The organism is Microbacterium resistens (assembly GCF_021172025.1).
Taxonomy (GTDB): Bacteria; Actinomycetota; Actinomycetes; order Actinomycetales; family Microbacteriaceae; genus Microbacterium; species Microbacterium resistens.
In genome coordinates this window covers 2,471,759-2,489,592 of record NZ_CP082781.1, presented here as the reverse complement: position 1 = coordinate 2,489,592, position 17,834 = coordinate 2,471,759, and the positions used below count along the sequence as shown (strand labels likewise).

Annotated in this window: 14 protein-coding genes and 2 pseudogenes; 10 read left to right on the top strand and 6 right to left on the bottom strand. The window is 71.8% G+C overall.

Annotated features, from left to right (window positions below; all coding sequences use genetic code 11):
* Window positions 1-8 precede the first annotated feature (8 nt).
* Window positions 9-554: a hypothetical protein gene (locus K8F61_RS11800; RefSeq protein WP_231819245.1), complete on the bottom strand. Its 546-nt coding sequence runs from the start codon at window positions 552-554 to the stop codon at window positions 9-11.
* 125 nt (window positions 555-679) lie between these two features.
* Here K8F61_RS11800 and K8F61_RS11795 point away from each other — a divergent pair, with 125 nt between their 5' ends.
* A complete protein-coding gene (locus K8F61_RS11795) occupies window positions 680-1,432 on the top strand; it encodes a TetR/AcrR family transcriptional regulator (protein WP_231819244.1) in 753 nt (250 codons plus the stop codon).
* 223 nt (window positions 1,433-1,655) lie between these two features.
* Here K8F61_RS11795 and K8F61_RS11790 read toward each other — a convergent pair whose 3' ends face one another.
* The 3 genes from K8F61_RS11790 to K8F61_RS11780 form a co-directional block, all read right to left on the bottom strand.
* Entirely contained in the window at window positions 1,656-3,002 is a 1,347-nt protein-coding gene (locus K8F61_RS11790) for a uracil-xanthine permease family protein (protein ID WP_231819243.1), read from the bottom strand.
* A gap of 128 nt (window positions 3,003-3,130) precedes the next feature.
* Window positions 3,131-4,084 (bottom strand): aldo/keto reductase, encoded by a 954-nt coding sequence (locus tag K8F61_RS11785; protein WP_067245262.1) that lies wholly within the window; start codon window positions 4,082-4,084, stop codon window positions 3,131-3,133.
* A 120-nt stretch (window positions 4,085-4,204) separates the two neighbouring features.
* Window positions 4,205-5,089, bottom strand: a complete 885-nt coding sequence (locus K8F61_RS11780) for a phosphoribosylaminoimidazolesuccinocarboxamide synthase (protein WP_231819242.1) — start codon at window positions 5,087-5,089, stop codon at window positions 4,205-4,207.
* 94 nt (window positions 5,090-5,183) lie between these two features.
* On the opposite strand from K8F61_RS11780, the gene K8F61_RS11775 reads away from it, so the two are divergent.
* Window positions 5,184-5,747, top strand: coding sequence for a GNAT family N-acetyltransferase (locus K8F61_RS11775; protein WP_067245267.1), 564 nt, complete (start codon window positions 5,184-5,186; stop codon window positions 5,745-5,747).
* A 481-nt stretch (window positions 5,748-6,228) separates the two neighbouring features.
* On the opposite strand, the pseudogene K8F61_RS11770 reads toward K8F61_RS11775, so the two are convergent.
* Window positions 6,229-7,950: pseudogene (locus K8F61_RS11770) on the bottom strand (amidase); the annotation flags it as partial.
* Window positions 7,914-8,819 (bottom strand): annotated as a pseudogene (locus tag K8F61_RS11765) (agmatine deiminase family protein); the annotation flags it as partial. The pseudogenes K8F61_RS11765 and K8F61_RS11770, both read right to left, overlap by 37 nt.
* On the opposite strand from K8F61_RS11765, the gene K8F61_RS11760 reads away from it, so the two are divergent.
* The 8 genes from K8F61_RS11760 (at window position 8,782) to K8F61_RS11725 (ending at window position 17,757) form a co-directional block, all read left to right on the top strand.
* Window positions 8,782-9,339 carry an APC family permease gene (locus K8F61_RS11760; protein WP_231819241.1) on the top strand — a complete coding sequence of 186 codons (558 nt, stop codon included), beginning with the start codon at window positions 8,782-8,784 and terminating at the stop codon, window positions 9,337-9,339. The pseudogene K8F61_RS11765 and the gene K8F61_RS11760 sit on opposite strands and share 38 nt — an antisense overlap.
* A 115-nt stretch (window positions 9,340-9,454) precedes the next feature.
* Window positions 9,455-11,260, top strand: coding sequence for an amidohydrolase (locus K8F61_RS11755; RefSeq protein WP_231819240.1), 1,806 nt, complete (start codon window positions 9,455-9,457; stop codon window positions 11,258-11,260).
* Window positions 11,261-11,356: 96 nt separating this feature from the next.
* Window positions 11,357-11,899 (top strand): TetR/AcrR family transcriptional regulator, encoded by a 543-nt coding sequence (locus tag K8F61_RS11750; protein WP_231819239.1) that lies wholly within the window; start codon window positions 11,357-11,359, stop codon window positions 11,897-11,899.
* Window positions 11,896-12,486 carry a TetR/AcrR family transcriptional regulator gene (locus K8F61_RS11745; protein WP_067245282.1) on the top strand — a complete coding sequence of 197 codons (591 nt, stop codon included), beginning with the start codon at window positions 11,896-11,898 and terminating at the stop codon, window positions 12,484-12,486. Before K8F61_RS11750 ends, K8F61_RS11745 begins: the two co-directional genes overlap by 4 nt.
* Window positions 12,487-12,674: 188 nt before the next feature.
* Window positions 12,675-13,277: a PadR family transcriptional regulator gene (locus tag K8F61_RS11740; RefSeq protein ID WP_231819238.1), complete on the top strand. Its 603-nt coding sequence runs from the start codon at window positions 12,675-12,677 to the stop codon at window positions 13,275-13,277.
* A complete protein-coding gene (locus K8F61_RS11735) occupies window positions 13,274-14,815 on the top strand; it encodes a DHA2 family efflux MFS transporter permease subunit (protein ID WP_418888048.1) in 1,542 nt (513 codons plus the stop codon). Before K8F61_RS11740 ends, K8F61_RS11735 begins: the two co-directional genes overlap by 4 nt.
* 177 nt (window positions 14,816-14,992) lie before the next feature.
* Window positions 14,993-16,531, top strand: coding sequence for an APC family permease (locus K8F61_RS11730; protein WP_067245362.1), 1,539 nt, complete (start codon window positions 14,993-14,995; stop codon window positions 16,529-16,531).
* Window positions 16,531-17,757 carry a saccharopine dehydrogenase family protein gene (locus K8F61_RS11725; protein WP_231819237.1) on the top strand — a complete coding sequence of 409 codons (1,227 nt, stop codon included), beginning with the start codon at window positions 16,531-16,533 and terminating at the stop codon, window positions 17,755-17,757. The genes K8F61_RS11730 and K8F61_RS11725 overlap by 1 nt, the downstream gene beginning before the upstream one ends.
* Window positions 17,758-17,834 lie beyond the last annotated feature (77 nt).

Below are 17,834 nucleotides of genomic sequence, written 5' to 3'. Positions count from 1 at the left end.
CTGCGCGGTCAGCCCCCCAGGGACCGCAGCAGGTCTCCGCCGAACAGGGCGAAGGCCGTGACGCCGGCGGAGAGGATCACGACGCCCGTGGTGGCCGCGACCGCCATCAGGGAGATCCCCCGACCGCCCAGACGCTGCCCGCCGAGGCCGACCGCGACACCCGCCCGGGCCGCCAGGGCCCCGGCCGCGTCGTCACGGTAGCGCGCGGTGCGGTCGGCGAGGCGCCGGTGCAGCTCCTCGGCCATCTCGATCGTCCGACGCATGACCTCCGGCCGGTCGAAGCGGGTGCCGCCCGGAAGGTACACGTAGGCGCGGTCCTCGACGAGCTCCAGCTCCGCGCCGGAACCGAGATCCTGCACGCGCGCCATGAGGTCGGGGGTGAACACGTACAGCGCGTCCTGCTCATAGCCCTCGGGGACCAGCAGGAGGAACGTCTTCGCGAAGTCGCCCTCCAGCTCCATCCGCGCTCCGCGCAGACCGAGCGTCGGCACGATGCTGCGACGCCGGTTGCGCAGCACGATGTGCGGCACCTTCGACGGCAGCGGCAGCTCCACGAACCCGAACGGGCGCTGCGGACTCCTAGCGAGGCTGGGGGCTCTCTTAGATTGAACGAATATTCAGTGAGTAACGTAGCGGGTACGTCCGCAATCCCGAAACGGATGGAGGGAGGCGCACCGGCATGGCACGTTCCGCCGAGCACAACCGCCGCGCCCGCGAGCGCTCGCGGCAGAGCATCATCGAGGCCGCGATCGACGTGTTCGCCGAGCGCGGGGTCGACGGCGCCACCATCTCCGACATCACCCGTCGCGCCGGGGTCGCGCAGGGCCTGGTCAACTACTACTTCGGCGGGAAGGACCAGCTCGTCGCCGCCGTCATCGATCTGTGGTTCGACGCTCTCGTCGGGATCGCGCGGGTGCGCGGCACCGCCGACGAGAGGCTGACCGCCGTGATCGACTCGGCGCTCGCGATGACCGCCGTCGCCCTGCCGCTGCAGCGGGTCGTCCTCGCGATCCAGCAGCAGCCGTCCACCCGGCGGATGTTCGCCGAGTCCGAGGCGCGTCACGCCGACGCGGTCACGGCCGCGGAGGACGCCGTGCGCGAGATCTTCCGGGAGCGCGGCGCCGCGGACCCCGCGGTGGAGGAGATCATGCTGCGGAGCCTCCTCGAGGGGATCCTCGGCAAGTGCATCGTGTACGGCGACTCGTATCCGCTCGAGTCCGCGCGCGGCTGGGTGCACCGCCTGTACGGCCTGCCCGAGCCGACGAGCCCGCTGCCGCTGGCGCTCCTTCCGCTCGGCGAGGGCGCCGGGGTCTCCGCGGCGACGATCCCGCCGTCGGAGTCGGAAGCAGCGGCTCCGGGTGCGGCGGCGTCGGATGCGGCGTCAGCGGAATCCGGATCCGCGGACGAGCCGCGCCCGCGAACCGCCCCCTGACCCGCCCCACCGTCATGTCGGGTGCGGTCCGCTGCGCGATGGCCTCGTCCGTCGCGCGGTCCCCCGCCGTCCTTCGGTCGGCTCCCGCCAGGCCCGATGCCGGCGCGTCGGATGAGGCCATCGCTCCGCTCGGCTCCGGGTCACCCCTTTCCGGTCACCCTCCGGTCGTTGAGCGAGGAGCGCAGCGACGAGACGAAACGTGGTGACCCGGCGTCGGGACGGGCTACGCGGGGTCGCCGCCCAGGGGGCCGACGGCCTCGAGCGGGCGCGGATCGTCGGCGCCCGACTTGCGCAGCCGCGCGATCAGGTTCCCGCCGTGGTAGATCACGATCGCCGCGAGCGTCGCGATCACGATGCCGCCCAGCTCGAAGCCGGATCCCTCGTCCTTGATCATGAACCCGCCGACCGCGATGATCAGGCCGACCGCTGCGGTGTACTGGTTGACCGGCCGCGAGAAGTCCACCCGGTTGTCGACCCAGATCTTCACTCCGATGATCCCGATCAGCCCGTACAGGGCGGTCGTGATGCCGCCGAGCACCCCCGGCGGCACGGAGTTGATGACGGCCCCGAACTTCGGCGAGAGGCTCAGCAGGATCGCCGCGATGCCCGCCACCCAGTAGGCCGCGGTGGAGTACACGCGCGTCGACGCCATCACGCCGATGTTCTCGCCGTAGGTGGTGGTTCCGGATCCGCCGAAGAACCCCGCGACGGTGGTCGACAGGCCGTCCGCGATGAGCGCCTTGCCGGTCTGCCGGTTGATCGTGGGGTCCTCCACCATGGTGGCCACGCCGCGCACGTGCCCGACGTTCTCCGCGATGAGGACGAGGACCACCGGCAGGAACATCGCCATCACGGACCAGGTGCCCGGCGAGGCGAAGTCCGGCAGATGGAAGGTGGGGAGCCCGACCCAGGGCGCCGCGGCGACCTTTTCGAAGTCCAGCTCGCCCCGGATCCCGGCGAAGACGTATCCGGCGATCACGCCGAGGAAGATCGAGATCCGCCCCAGGAAGCCGCGGAACAGAACGGCGAAGAGGATCGTCACCGCGAGCGTGAACGTGGCCGTGACCGGCGACTGCGCGAAGTTGTTGTGGGCGGCGCCGGCGAGGTTGAACCCGATGAGGGCGACGATGGTGCCGGCGAGCACGGGCGGCAGGAACCGGTCGACCCACCGCACGCCGACGGTGTGCACCACGACGCCGATGACCGTCAGCAGCACGCCGACGGCGACGATCCCCGCCAGGGCCGCGCCGATCCCGTCGCTCTGCCCGGTGGCATTGGCGGCGGTCGCGGCGGTGACCGGCGCGATGAACGCGAACGACGAGCCCAGGTAGCTGGGCAGCTTGTTCCGCGTCACCAGGAGGAACAGGATCGTGCCGAGGCCGCTGAACAGGAGCGTCGTCGGGACGGGGAACCCGGTCAGGATCGGCACGAGGAAGGTCGCTCCGAACATCGCCACCACGTGCTGCACGCCGATCGCGATGGTCGCCGGCCAGTTCAGGCGCTCTTCGGGACGGACGACGGCGCCGGGCTCGACCGTGCGGCCGTTGCCGTGCAGGGTCCACAGGGGCATGGGGACTCCTCGGGATCAGGGGCGGAGGGCTGGGGAAACCCTACCGTGGCACCGATCCCGGCGGAGAGGCCGGGTCTCGCTGGCGCGCGTCGGACGAGGCCCGCCCGATACGCGCCAGCGCTCCCGCGTCAGCGGCCCGCCGGAGTCCACGCGGAGACGCTGTTCAGCGTCTCGACCTCCTCGGCGGTGAGCTCCAGGCGGGCGCCGGCGAGCAGGTCCGGGACCTGGTCGACCGTCGAGGCGCTCGCGAGGGGCGCCACGACGGTCGGCTGGGCGCGGAGCCAGGCGAGCGCGGTCGCGGCGATCGAGGCGCCATGGGCCGATCCGATCTCCTCGAGGGCGTCGATGATGCGCAGTCCCGCCGGGGTGGCGTACTTCGCCGCTCCCTCCGCGCGAGGGGAGCTCTGCCCCGCCGCATCCGTCGACCGGTACTTGCCGGTGAGGAATCCGCTCGCGAGGGAGTAGTACGGAACGAGGCCAAGGCCGAACTCCTCCGCGACCGGGATGATCGTCTCCTCGACCTCGTTGCGATGCACGAGGTTGTAGTGCGGCTGCACGGCGACCGGCAGCGCGGCGCCCGTGCGGCGGGCAATGTCGATCCACTCCCGGATGCGGTCGGCGCGGTAGTTGGACACGGCGACGTGGCGCACGAGGCCGTCGGTCACGAGCTGTCCGAAGGCGCCGACCGTCTCCTCCAGCGGCACCGACTCGTCGTCGAAGTGCGCGTAGTACAGGTCGATCGTGTCGACGCCGAGCCGCGACAGCGACGCCTCGGCGGCGCGGCGCACGTTCGCCGCGGAGAGACCCTTGTAAGCCGGGTGCTGGCTCACCTTGGTCGCCACGACCACGCCTTCGGGCCGGCGCGACGCGAGCCATTCGCCGATGATCGTCTCGCTCTCACCGCCCTCGTTCCCCGGGACCCACGCGCTGTAGGAGTCCGCGGTGTCGATGAAATCGCCGCCCCCTGCCGCGAAGGCGTCGAGGACGGCGAAGGAGGCGTCGCGGTCGGCGGTCCAGCCGAACACGTTGCCGCCGAGCGAGAGGGGAAGGACGTCGAGGTCACTGGATCCGATGCGGGTCATATGCGTCCCAACTCGTGGGCGTCGCGGAGTATTTCCGCGTCCGTGGCGGCGCGGTCGTCCTCGGCCTCGCGGGGCGGGACAGCGCTCGGGCCGCCGGAGAGTCCCCGAACGCCGCGGTGGCTACGCGGTGAGGCGGTCGATGAGCTCGGCGTAGCGGGCGGCGGTCTCGGTGACGATGCGCTCGGGCAGGACCGGGGGCTCGCCCTGCTTGTCCCAGTTCGCCGCCAGCCAGTCGCGGACGATCTGCTTGTCGAAGCTCGCCATCCGCTCCTCGGGCGTCGTGCTGTTCTCCCAGGACTCGCGGTCCCAGTACCGGGAGGAGTCGCTGGTCAGCACCTCGTCGGCGAGGCGGAGCACGCCGTCGGCGTCGATCCCGAACTCGAACTTGGTGTCGGCGAGGATCAGCCCCTTGGACTCGGCGATCGCGGAGGCGCGGCGGTAGATCTCGAGCGAGAGGGCGCGGAGCTGCGCGGCCCGGTCGGCGCCGACGAGCTCCTCGGTCCGTGCAAACGTGATGTTCTCGTCGTGCTCGCCGAGCGGCGCCTTGTACGCGGGGGTGAAGAGGGGCTCGGGCAGGCGGTCGCCGTTGGTGAGGCCCTCCGGAAGCGGGATGCCGCAGACCGTTCCCTCGGCCTGGTACTCGGCCCAGCCGGACCCCGTGAGGTAGCCGCGCACGACGCACTCGATCGGGAGCATCTCCAGCGACTGGGCGAGCATGGCGCGGTCCGCGACCGCGGCCGGGATCTCGCCCGCGGCGAGGTGGTGGGCGATCGGGTCGTCCCCCTCGGCCAGCCGGTCGAACCACCAGCGGCTGAGTCGGGTGAGCAGCGCCCCCTTCTGCGGGATGCCGGGTTCGAGCACGGCGTCGAAGGCGCTCACCCGGTCGGAGGCGACGACCAGCATGCGCGTGTCGGCCGGATCCTCGGACGCGTACAGGTCGCGGACCTTGCCGGAATAGACATGACGCCAGCCGGGCAGGTGCAGGGCGGTGGTGGGGAGGCTCACCTGGCCATTATCCCGGCCGCGCCGCCCGCCGCGGAACCGGGTCGACGCGTTCCTGGGAGCCGTGTGTCGGTGGGGCGGCGTATCGTTCCGGACGATGGACGCCGAGCACCGCACCGACCGACTTCTCCTCAGCGCCCCGGACGAGTCGCATCTCGACGCCGTCCATGCCATCTACGCGGATGAGCGCGTGTGGACGCACTTCCCGAGCCTGCGGCACACAGACCGGGCGCAGACCGCGCGCCTGCTGGAGTCGTGGCGGCGCAGCTGGCGCGATGCGGGGCTCGGGTCCTGGGTCGTCCGTCTGCCGGAATCCGGTGCCGTCATCGGCAACGGCGGCTGCACGATCCGTCCGGGCGAGGGCGCAGCGGCCGCCGTGTGGAACCTCGGCTACCGCCTCTCGGCCGACCATCACGGGCGCGGATACGCCACGGAGCTGTCGCGTGCGGCTCTGGCCCGAGCCGCCGAGATCGCGCCGGAGCGGCCGGTCATCGCCTTCCTCGTCGAGCACAACCGCGCTTCGGCGGCGGTGGCCGAGAAGGTCGGCCTGACCCTGGTCCACCGTGCTCCGGACGTCGGCAATCCGGATCCCTTCGTGCAGCGGCTCGTCTACGCGGATCGTCCCCTGACTCCCGCGCAGCTCGCCACGGCCCTGTCCTGACGCCCCTCCCTGTCCTCCGACCGCGCGCTCCGCGCCCGCGCCCGGATCGCCGTCAACCCGGAGTTCTCATGCTCCGACGGAGGGAATCGTGTTCTCGATCCGCCCGGGTTCGCGTCCTCCGCAGGGACGTGCGTCGTCCGCAGGGGCGCGAGGTCTCCGCGGGGCGGGGTCAGGCGCCGCCCACGACGCGGAAGGCGCCGGCGTGACCGCCCGCGACCGCCACGACGAGGTGCCCGAAGGGCGGCTGCCACTCGCTGTGGCGGCGCTGCTCGTGCGAGACCACGACCGCGACCCGGTGGGCGTCGCCGTCCCGGGCCGTCTCGACCTCGCGTCCGTCGACGGTGAGACGCAGTCCCGTCTCCGCCGTGCGGACCGCGATGCGCAACACGTCGTGGTCCTCGTCGGCCGGAACACACTCGACCTCGAGGTCCAGCTCGGCGTCGTCCGCCGGGGTCGGGGCGGCCGGCGCCGGCACGGGATCCAGGGCGGGGGTGCGGGGCGGGACGGTACGCCGCTCGCCGGTGCGCTCGAAGGCGGCGGCCAGCGCCAGCAGCGCGGAGTCGTCATAGGCGCGGCCCGCGAAGGTCAGGCCGACGGGCATTCCGATGTCGGTGGTGGTGCCCATGGGGACGGTCACCGTGGGGACCCCCAGGTGCCGGATCGCGAGGTTGCCGTTGGCCACCCACACGCCGTTGCGCCAGCCGAGATCGGCGGACTCCGGGTCCACGTCCATGTCCGCCGGCCCCACGTCCGCGACGGCCGGGAACACCACGGCGTCCAGACCCCGCTCGTCCATCCACTGCTCCAGATCGACGCGCCGGGTCTCCTCCAGCCCGCGCATCCCGTCCTCCAGGTGCGGGATCTCGAGGAAGCTGTGGCGCGGCTCGCGACGCACCTGCTCCGGATAGTCGGCGATGTCGTCGTCGAAGCCGTCGTAGCGGTCGGGGAGCGCCCCGGTCGGCGCCGGGAAGATCCGTGCGCCGTCCACGCCGGCGAGACCGGGGAAGGCGGGATCCCCGTTGGCGGCGAGGAAGTCGTCCCACGCCCACGCGGACAGGTCCAGGATCTCCCGGGCCAGGTACTCCGGCGAGACGAGTCCCCTGGTGGCGATCGTGGGCATCCCCGGTCGGTCGCCCTCGTACCGCGACACCATCGGGAAGTCGACCTCGATCACCTCGGCGCCCGCGGCCTCCAGCGCGCGGCGCGCGTCTCGCCACAGGTCCATGACGGTGGCCCTGGCGACGATCCGCTGCCCGGTCGGCCCGCCGATCCCGGGGGAGGGCGCAGTGCCCGCGTCCGGGTCGGCGTTGATGTACATCCGCGGGACGCCCAGGCGCACGCCGGCCAGCGAGGCCTCGTCGGTCAGCGCGCGGTACGAGGTGGGGCGCACGGACGACGCGGACGGGATCGGGATCCACGGCTGGCTGCGCCACAGGTCGCCGCGCGCGTCCTCGTCGTCCGCGACGATCACGTCCAGGACCTCCAGCAGATCGGCCATCGTGCGGGTGTGCGGCACGACAACGTCCATGGTCGGCACGAGCGGCCAGTTCCCGCGCACGGAGATCACCCCGCGGCTCGGCGTGTAGGCGCACAGCGCGTTGTTGGACGCGGGGGCGCGGCCGCTCGACCAGGTCTCCTCCCCGAGCCCGAACGCCGCGAAGCTGGCCGCCGTGGCCACGCCCGAGCCGTTGGACGACCCGGAGCCGAAGGCCGCGGGCAGGTAGTCGGCGTTGTACGGGGACTCCGCCCGGCCGTGCAGCCCGCGCTGCATACCGCCGTTCGCCATCGGAGGCATGGTGGTGAGGCCGACGAGCACGGCCCCCGCCTCACGCAGGCGCGAGATCGCGAACGCGTCGCGACCGGCGCGCAGCCGCGCGAACGCGGGGGAGCCCGCCGAGACCGGCAGGCCCTCGACGGCATAGCTGTCCTTCGCCGTGTAGGGGATGCCGTCGAGGGGGCCGCGGACCCGCCCCTCCCGCCGCCGCCGGTCGGAGGCGCGCGCCTCGGCGAACATCTCCGGGTTCAGCACGGGCACGGATCCGAGGGCGGTGCCGTGCCGGTCGTACCGGGCGATCCGCTCCAGATAGGCGGCCACGAGGGCCGTGCTGGTGACCCGGCCCGACTCCAGGGCTGCACGCAGCTCGGCGATCCCCGCCTCGACGACGTTCACGAGCGCGCCGTCGGCTGGTGCTGGGTGATGCAGTGCACGCCGCCCCCACGCGCGAAGAGCTCCCGTGCGTCGACGGACACGACGCGGCGTCCGGGATAGGCGGCCGACAGGATCTCGCGGGCCTCGGCATCCGCGCGCTCGTCGCCGAAGGCGCAGGCGATGACGCCGCCGTTGACGACGAGGTGGTTGATGTAGCTCCAGTCGACGTATCCCTCGTCGTCGCGCAGGGTGGCGGGCGCGGGGACGTCGACGATCTCGAAGGGTCGCCCGGCGGCGTCTCGCGCGCCGACGAGCTCCTCGCGCAGCGTGCGCGTCACCGCGTGATCCGGATGCGCCGGGTCGCGCTGCGCGTGGAGGAGGATCCGGCCCGGCTCGGGCAGAGTGGCGACGATGTCGACGTGGCCGCGCGTGCCGAACGCGTCATAGTCCCGGGTGAGGCCGCGGGAGAGCCAGACGACGTTCGTGACGCCCAGCGTCCGGCGCAGCTCCGCCTCGACGCGCGCCCTGTCGGCCAGCGGGTTGCGGCCCGGATCGAGCTGCACCGTCTCGGTGACGAGCACCGTCCCGGCGCCGTCGACGTGGATGCCGCCGCCCTCGTTCACCAGGAGCGACGACACGACCGGGACTCCCGCCCTTTCCGCCACGAACCGCGCGAGCCCGGCGTCGTGCGTCCAGTCGGTCCACTCCTGTCCGCCCCAGCCGTTGAAGATCCAGTCCACGGCGGCGACGGCGCCGTCGGCGTCGTGCACGAAGGTCGGTCCCGCGTCCCGCATCCAGAAGTCGTCGACCGTCCGCTCGACGATCTCGATCTCGGCGCCGAGCATGCGGCGCGCACGAGCGCTTTCGGTCGGGTCCACGACCATCGTGACCGGCTCGAACTCGGCGACGGCGGTGGCGTTCGCCGCGGCGGTGGCCTCCGGGCTGTCCTCGCACGCGAGCGTCTCGCGCCTGCTCTACGTCATGGGGCGCAACGGCGTCCTTCCCCGCAGGGTGTTCGGCGTCATCCATCCGACTCGCCGCACCCCGTTGTACGCGACGGTGATCTCCGGTGCCGTGATCCTCCTGGCGGTCGGGATGTCGCTGGAGCTGATGTCGTCGATGATCAGCTTCGGCGCCCTCGTCGCGTTCACGTTCGTCAACCTCTCGGTCATCGCGCACTACGCCGTCCGGCAGGGGCGGCGCCGGACGCCGGCCGACATCGTCCGCTTCCTCGTTCTCCCCGTGATCGGGGCGATCGGGACGGGCCTGCTGTGGATCCACCTCAGTCCGGACGCGATGATCGCGGGCGTCGTCTGGGCCGCGGTCGGGCTCGTCTACCTGATCGTGCTCACGCGCGGCTTCCGCCGCCCGGTCGTCTCCCTCGGCATCGAGGAGGCCGAGCGCGATCCTCAGGGCGAACCGGAGCCGGGCCTCACCCGCTGATCGTCGGGACGGGCTCCGAGAGCCCGTCCACCTCCACCCCTTCCTGTCCCCGGGGGCGCCGCTGCGCTCCCGTGCCTCGTGCACCCCTCTCACCACCCCCAATGAAAGGATCGTCATGCGTCTCACACCCCGTTCTCGCGCGACGGCCGGCGCTGCCGCCGTGCTCGTCGCCGCCGGGCTGCTGGCCGGCTGCACCGCGGCACAGGAAGGACCCTCCATGGATCGCGCCGACACCGTCCTCCGCGGCGGCTTCATCTGGACCGTGGACGCGGAGGACAGCGTCCAGGAGGCGATCGTTATCCGCGACGGCCTCATCGTCTACGTCGGCGACGACGAGGGAGCGGAGCCGTACATCGGTGAGGGCACCGAGGTCGTCGAGCTCGACGGGCGGATGGTCATGCCCGGCATCCAGGACGGACACACGCACTCGATCGGCGGCGGCGGGAACCTCGCGGGGTGCTCGCTGACCTACGATCCGCTGACGGTCGCGGAGTTCCAGGCGCGGATCCAGGAGTGCCTCGACGACATGGCGGACGAGCCGTCCGACGTGGCTCTCAGCGTCCGCGGCTGGTATCGCCAGGCGATGCAGCCCGCGGGGACCGACGCCGACCGCGGCGTCCTGGACGCGTTGGGCGCGGACCGGCCGATCATCGTCAACTCCACGGACGGGCACAGCGCCGTCGTCAACAGCGTGGCGCTCGCCGCCGCGGGGATCACCGCGGCCACCCCGGACCAGGACGGCGGCCACATCGCCCGGGACGCCGCGGGCGAGCCCACGGGAATCCTCGAGGACGGTGCGATCGACGCGGTGCGGACGCTGCTGCCCGCGCCCACCGAGGAGGACACCCGTGCCTCCGCCGCCGCGGCGCTGGAGGCGTTCGCCGCCCAGGGCGTGGTGGCCTTCATGGACCAGATCGCCGGTGCCGGCACGGCGCAGGCGTACGCCTCCCTGCATGAGGACGGCGAGCTGACGGCGCGCGTGCACCTGTCGCCGGATGTCGACATGGCTGCGGCCGCGACCGACCCGGAGGCCGCGGTGGCGGACGTGGTCGACTACCGCGACACCTGGACGCGCGCCGAGGAGGGCGCGGCGCCGGGGATCTCCGTGACGAGCGTGGGGGAGATCTTCATCGACGGCGTGACGCAGGCGCCCGCGCAGACGGCGAGCATGCTCGCGCCGTATCTCGTCGAGGGCCCCGACGGGGCGTGGGCGCCCGGGACCAGCGCCGGACCGGAGCCGTACTACACGGCCGACCAGTTCGCTGCCGTCGCCGGCGCTCTGCTGAAGGAGGGGATCGCCGCGCAGCCCCACGCGATCGGCGACCGCGGCGTCCGCGAGATCCTCGACGCCTACGAGGCGGTGCGCGCGGACGTGGACAGCGACCTGCCGCTGCTCATCGGCCATGCCGAGAACGTGGATCCGGCGGACTGGCCCCGCTTCGCCGAGTTGAACGTGCAGCCGGTCATGGGACTGCAGTGGGCCAAGCCCTCGTTCGACTCCATCGAGGGCACGAAGGACCGGCTCGGGCCGGAGCGGTTCGCGCGCTCGGAGCCGATCGGATCCCTCACGGACGCCGGTGCGGCCGTCGCGCTCGGCAGCGACTGGCCGGTCGACCGTCTCGACGAGTGGCTCGCGATGCAGGTCGCGGTCACCCGGGAGAACCCGGACGGCGGCGAGGCGTACACCGGCAGGCTCGGCGAGGAGCGCGGGCTCACCGTGGCCGAGGCCATCCGTGTCCTGACCCTCAACGGTGCTGCGGCCATGCTCGCCGACGACGTGACGGGATCCCTGGAGACCGGCAAGTACGCCGATCTGATCGTGATCGACCAGAACATCACGGAGATCGACCCGAGTCGGATCGTCGACACCGAGGTGCTGCTCACGATGGTCGGCGGCCGGGTGGTGCACGGCGGCATCTGACCCGCGAGGCCGGGCGGGTGGGAGCATAGGATGGCACCGAACTCCCACCCGCTCGTACGGGTGTGCCGTGCCGATCCCGCAAGGAGGGTGGAAACGGTGCCGACCCCCACGTCACCGACCGGCGACGCGCGCGACAGCATCCTCGACGCGGCGGCGTCGGTGCTTCTTCGCGACGGGATCCATGCCGCCAAGGTGGAGGACATCGCTCGGGCCGCCGGGGTGTCGCTGGGGCTGCTCAACTACCATTTCGGCGGTCGGCTCGCCCTCCTGCGCGCGGCGCTGGTCCGCGCGCTGGACACGCTCGACGGCCTCCCGGCGGAGGAGGACGCCGCCGCGCTCGTCGGCGCCCCGATGACGGCGGGCGCGTGGGCCCGGCTGCGCGCCGATGCCCTGCGCGAGGCCGTGTTCGACGCCGAGGTGCGGCGAGCCCTGGATGCGGCGACGACCCGATGGGAGACGGCCGTGGCGGAGCGTTCGGGCGCGGATGCGCGCACCGTCCGCGTGCTCAGCAGCCTCGCCGACGGACTGCGTCAGCGCGTGGCGACCGACCTCATGTCCGAGGAGGAGGCCCGGATCCTGCTGGCCGCGGCGGCGGATCATCTGGATCTCTCGTCCCGGACCGGGGCGGGGCGCCCGTGAGCGAGTCGGCCAGCAGGAGGGACCGGATCCTCGCCGCCGCCTCGTCGCTCATCGCACAGAAGGGGCTGCAGGCGCTGCGGATGTCGGAGGTGGCCACCACCGCGGACGTGACCCCGCACCTGCTCGCGTACCACTTCCCCAGCAAGCAGGCGCTGCTGACCGCGGCCCTCGAGCATGCGGCGCGGCGCGCTCCGTCGACGAACCTCCTGCACCGGACACCCGGGGTGGCGGCGCGGGAGACGCTGCGCACGGCCCTGCTGGCGGAGTTCGACGAGCGATCGTCCGTGCGCGAGCTGAACCTCGTGTGGAACGAGGTCGCGGCGCTGCCCAACGCCCAGGACGCCCTCCACGCTCAGTTGCGCGCGGTGACGGAGGACTGGAACGACCAGGTGATGATCGGCGTGCTGCGCTGCATCGCCGAGGGGTCGATGCGCAGCGACCTCGCGCCCGAGAGTCTCGCCGCGATGCTCACCGCGATGGTCGAGGGGCTGAGCCAGCGCTGGCTCGCCGGGGTTCTCGACGTGGCGGAGGCGCGCGAGGCGCTCGACCACCTCCTCACCGCCTTCCAGGCCCCCGCGCCCGCGTAACCCCGCCCCGCCGCCGCATCCTCGCGCCGCCGTCTATCGAGTGGTCAGTTTCTGTGGGTTCAGCGCCGTTCAACCCACAGAAACTGACCACTCGACAGGGCGGGTCGGAACGCGGCGAGCGGGCGGGGGCAAGGGCGTGTATAGTCCTCTTCGGATAGTCCATATGGACTAATCGAAATGGAGGACTCGTGAAGGACCCGGCGCTCACGCCCCTCGGCGTCATGGTGCTCGCGCTGCTGCGCGAGCGCGACATGCACACCTATGAGATGGCGCGCCTGCTGCGTCAGCGTCGTGACGACCGGCTCATCTCGATCACCAACGGCACGCTGTACCACACGGTCTCGCGCCTCAACGAGCAGGGACTCCTGGCCGAGGTGGGGACGGATCGCGAGGGCAATCGCCCCGAGCGCACCACCTACACGCTCACGTCCGCCGGAGCCGACGCGGTCGGCGACTGGGTGCGCCGGGAGCTCGGTCGCCTGGATCACCCGGCACGGTTCCGCGTGGCCGTGGCGGAGGCGCACAACCTCGACCGCGCCGAGGTCATCGCGTTGCTGGAGCAGCGCCGCGCCCTGGTCCAGGAGGACCTCGCGCACCACGAAGAGGGGATCGCCTCGGCCGCCGAGCGCCGGATCCCCGAGCAGTACATCCTCGAGATCACCCGGCAGCGGATGCTGCTGCAGGCCGACCTCGACTGGCTCGACCAACTCCTCCCGCGTCTGGGCGACCCCGCGTTCGCGTGGGGCGCGGACCCGGATCACTGTCTTGCAGAGCGAAAGGCGCACGAATGACCGAATCGAACGGCGGCGAGCAGGCGACCGCACCGGCCGGGGTCCCGACCTCGACCGGCACCTATGCCATCGGCCACAAGCCGACCAGCCCGTGGCCCGCCCTCTGGGCCCTCGTCATCGGCTTCTTCATGATCCTGGTGGACACCACGATCGTCTCGGTGGCGAACCCGGCGATCAAGGCCGCACTGGATCCGCAGACCAACAACCTCGACAACGTCGTGTGGGTCACGAGCGCCTACCTGCTCGCGTACGCGGTGCCGCTGCTCATCACGGGGCGCCTCGGCGACCGGTTCGGGCCGAAGAACATCTACCTGATCGGGCTCGTCGTCTTCACCGGCGCGTCGCTGTGGTGCGGCCTGTCCACGACCCTCGAGGGGCTGATCGCGGCCCGCGCCGTCCAGGGACTGGGCGCGGCGTTCATGACGCCGCAGACGATGGCGGTCATCACCCGCACCTTCCCCGCCGGTCGTCGCGGTGCGGCGATGGGGCTGTGGGGCGCCACCGCCGGCGTCGCGACGCTCGTCGGGCCGCTCGTCGGCGGCCTGCTCGTCGACGGTCTCGGCTGGGAGTGGATCTTCTTCATCAACGTGCCTGTCGGGATCATCGGGTTCGTGCTGGCCGCGATCCTGGTCCCGCGCCTGAAGACGCACCCGCACCGCTTCGACGTCGTCGGGGTCGTGCTCAGCGCCGCCGCCCTGTTCCTCATCGTCTTCGGGCTCCAGGAGGGCGAGAAGTACGACTGGGGCGTGATCGCGGGCCCGATCTCCGTCTGGGGCCTGATCATCGCCGGTGTCGTGCTGCTGGCGGTGTTCGTCCTGCAGCAGGCTCGGACCCGCAGCGAGCCGCTCGTCCCGCTGGGGCTGTTCCGCGACCGCAACTTCTCCGGCGCGAACGTCGCGATCGCTGCCGTCGGGTTCACGGTCACCGGCATGTCGCTGCCGTTCATGTTCTTCCTGCAGCTCGCCCGGGGACTCACCCCCACCGAGGCGGCGCTGCTGATGATCCCGATGGCGGTGATCTCGGGCGCCCTCGCGCCCCTGGCCGGCTCGCTGCTGGACCGGGTGGACCCGCGGTTCATCCTCGTGCCCGGCCTCCTCTTCGTCGGGGCGGGGCTGCTGTGGAACGCGGCGCTGATGAACCTCGACTCGCCGATCTGGATGTTCCTGCTGCCCTCGGCGCTGCTCGGCATCGGGAACGCGGGGATGTGGGGTCCGCTCGCCACGACGGCCACCCGAAACCTGCCGCCGCGGCAGGCGGGAGCCGGGGCGGGCATCTACAACACGACCCGCACGATCGGATCCGTCGTCGGCTCGTCGGCGATCGCGGCCTTCATGCAGGCGCGTCTCGAGGCCAACCTGCCCGGAATGGACGAGGCGCCGGGCGGCATCGGCGGGGGCGGGGCACTCCCGGAGGCGGTGGGGGCGGCGTTCTCGACGGGCATGGCGCAGACGATGCTGCTGCCGGCGGCGGTCCTGGCGGTCGCCCTCGTCGCGGCGCTTTTCCTGACCAGGCACAAGCCCCAGGATCCTGCCCAGTGAGGATGGAAACGGTGGCCAGGTCGGTGACCTGAAACGGATTCCGAAGGGCATCGCCAGACAAACGACTGGATTCGTTCCCGATCGTGCCTTAGGCTGACATCGCCACAGCGCGCATCGGGCCGGCGTCGCCCCGATGCATCGAGCGTGCGGATGTCGACGCCGGAGGGAAGGTCCTCGATGACGACGACGCCCATTCACCTCACCCGGGGAGACGGCAAGGGCCTCGCCCAGGGCACCCTGGGGCTCTGGGGATCCACGGTGATCGGCCTGGCCTCGACCGCCCCGGTGTACTCGCTGGTCGCGACGCTCGGCTGGGTCGTGCTCGCGGTCGGAGCCCAGGCGCCGATCGCGTTCATCGTCGCGTTCCTGCCGATGCTCTTCATCGCGTTCGCATACCGGGAGCTCAACCGCGAGATCCCGGACTGCGGCACGACCTTCACCTGGGGCACGAAGGCGTTCGGTCCGTGGGTCGGCTGGATGGGCGGCTGGGGCGTCGCGGTCGCGGGCATGGTGGTGCTCGCGAACCTCTCCCAGATCGCGAGCATCTACTTCTGGGCGCTGTTCGGGCTGTCGTTCGAGAACAACGACTGGCGGGTCATCCTCGTCGCCGTGGCGTTCATCGCGGCGATGACCTGGGTGAGCTGGCGCGGAGTCGAGATCGGCGAGAAGATCCAGAACCTCCTCCTGGCGATCCAGTACATCGCGCTGGCGGTGTTCGTCGTGGCGGCCCTCGTCCAGTTCTTCGCCGGCACCGCGCCGAACCCCACGCCGTTCGACCTCGAGTGGATGAACCCGTTCGCGTTCACCTCGTGGAGCGGGTTCACCCAGGCCGTCCTCCTGGCCCTGTTCATCTACTGGGGATGGGACACGTGCCTGGCGCTGAACGAGGAGACGAAGGACCCGAAGCGCACGCCCGGCGCGGCCGCGCTGCTGACCTGCGTGATCCTGCTGGTGACCTACGTCGGGGTGACCGTGGCCGCCATGATGTACGCGGGTCTCGGCGAGGACGGCACGGGTCTGGGCAACGAGGCGAACGCGGACGACTTCTTCCTCGCGATCCGTGACGGCCTGCTCGGCCCGTTCGGCTGGGTCCTCGTGGTGGCGGTCCTCATCTCGGCCGTGTCGTCAACGCAGACCACGATCCTCCCGACCGCGCGCGGCACCCTGGCCATGGGCGTGTACCGGGCGCTCCCGGCCAAGTTCAAGGACGTGCACCCGCGCTACCGCACCCCGTCGTTCTCGACGCTGGTCATGGGCGTCGTCGCCTCGGCCTACTACGTGGGGATGACCCTGGTCAGCGACAACATCCTGCAGGACTCGATCCTCTCGCTCGGGCTCGCGATCGCCTTCTACTACGCCATCACCGGCTACGCGTGCGTGTGGTACTTCCGCCGGGAGCTGTTCACCTCCGTGAACGCCTTCCTGGTCAAGGGGCTCATGCCGCTGCTGGGAGCGCTCATGCTCACGTACGCGTTCGTGCAGTCGGCGATCGACATGTGGGACGTGGACTACGGCTACACGGTGCTCTTCGGGATCGGAGGCACCTTCGTGGTCGGCATCGGGTCGCTGCTGATCGGCGTGGTGCTGATGCTCGTCTGGTTCCTGTTCCCGCGGGCGAAGCGGTTCTTCCGGGGCGAGAGCCTGAACCGGGACACCCCCGTGCTCGTGCCGGACGAGCCAGGCGATCTCATCCGCTCCGTGGACGGGGGGATCTGATGCGGATCCTCGTCATCGGCGCCGGGGGCGTCGGATCCGCAGCCGTGCGGATCGCGGTGCGCCGCGACTTCGTCGAGGCGCTGGTCGTGGCGGACTACGACCCCGCTCGGCCCGAGGCGCTCGTCGCGGAGCTCTCCGATCCCCGCCTGGTCGCGGCGCGGGTGGACGCCTCCTCCGCCGCGTCGGTCGCGACCCTCATCCGCGAGCACGGGGCGACGCACGTCCTCAACGCCGTGGATCCGCGCTTCGTGATGCCCATCTTCGAGGGCTGCTTCGACGCCGGGGCGACATACCTCGACATGGCGATGAGCCTGTCCCGCCCGCACCCCGAGCGCCCCCACGAGCTCACCGGGGTCAAGCTCGGGGACGAGCAGTTCGCGCTGGCCAAGCGCTGGGAGGCCGCCGGACGGCTGGCGCTCGTCGGCATCGGCGTCGAGCCGGGGCTGTCGGACGTGCTCGCGCGGTACGCGGAGGACGAGCTGTTCGACGAGATCGACGAGATCGGGGTGCGCGACGGTGCGAACCTGGTCGTCGAGGGCTACGACTTCGCTCCGTCCTTCTCGATCTGGACGACGATCGAGGAATGCCTGAACCCGCCGGTGATCTACGAGGCGGATCGCGGGTGGTTCACGACGGCGCCGTTCTCCGAGCCCGAAGTGTTCGACTTCCCGGAGGGGATCGGCCCGGTCGAGTGCGTCAACGTCGAGCATGAGGAGGTCCTCCTCATGCCGCGCTGGACGACCGCGAAGCGGGTCACCTTCAAGTACGGGCTGGGGGACGAGTTCATCCAGGTCCTGTCCGTGCTCAACAAGCTGGGGCTGGACCGGACGGATCCGGTGACGGTGAAGGGCGTCGAGGTGTCTCCCCGCGACGTGGTCGCGGCGGTGCTCCCGGATCCGGCCGCGTTGGGGGACCGGATGACGGGGAAGACCTGCGCGGGGGTGTGGGTACGGGGCACGGGCAAGGACGGCGCTCCCCGGTCGACGTACCTGTACCACGTCGCGGACAACGAGCGGACGATGGCGGAGTACGGCTCGCAGGCCGTGGTGTGGCAGACCGCGATCAACCCCGTCGTGGCGCTGGAGCTGCTCGCCCGCGGGGACTGGTCCGGTGCGGGCGTCCTCGGTCCCGAGGCGTTCGACGCCCGCCCCTTCCTCGACCTGCTGTCGGCCCCGGCGCCCGCCGGCTACGGCTCGCCCTGGGGCCTGGTCGAGAAGCCCGTCTGACCCCGGTTCCCGGTCCCCGGTTCCCGGTCCTCGGTCCCGGTTCCCGGTTCCCGTCCGCGAGACCCCCTCGCCCCGCC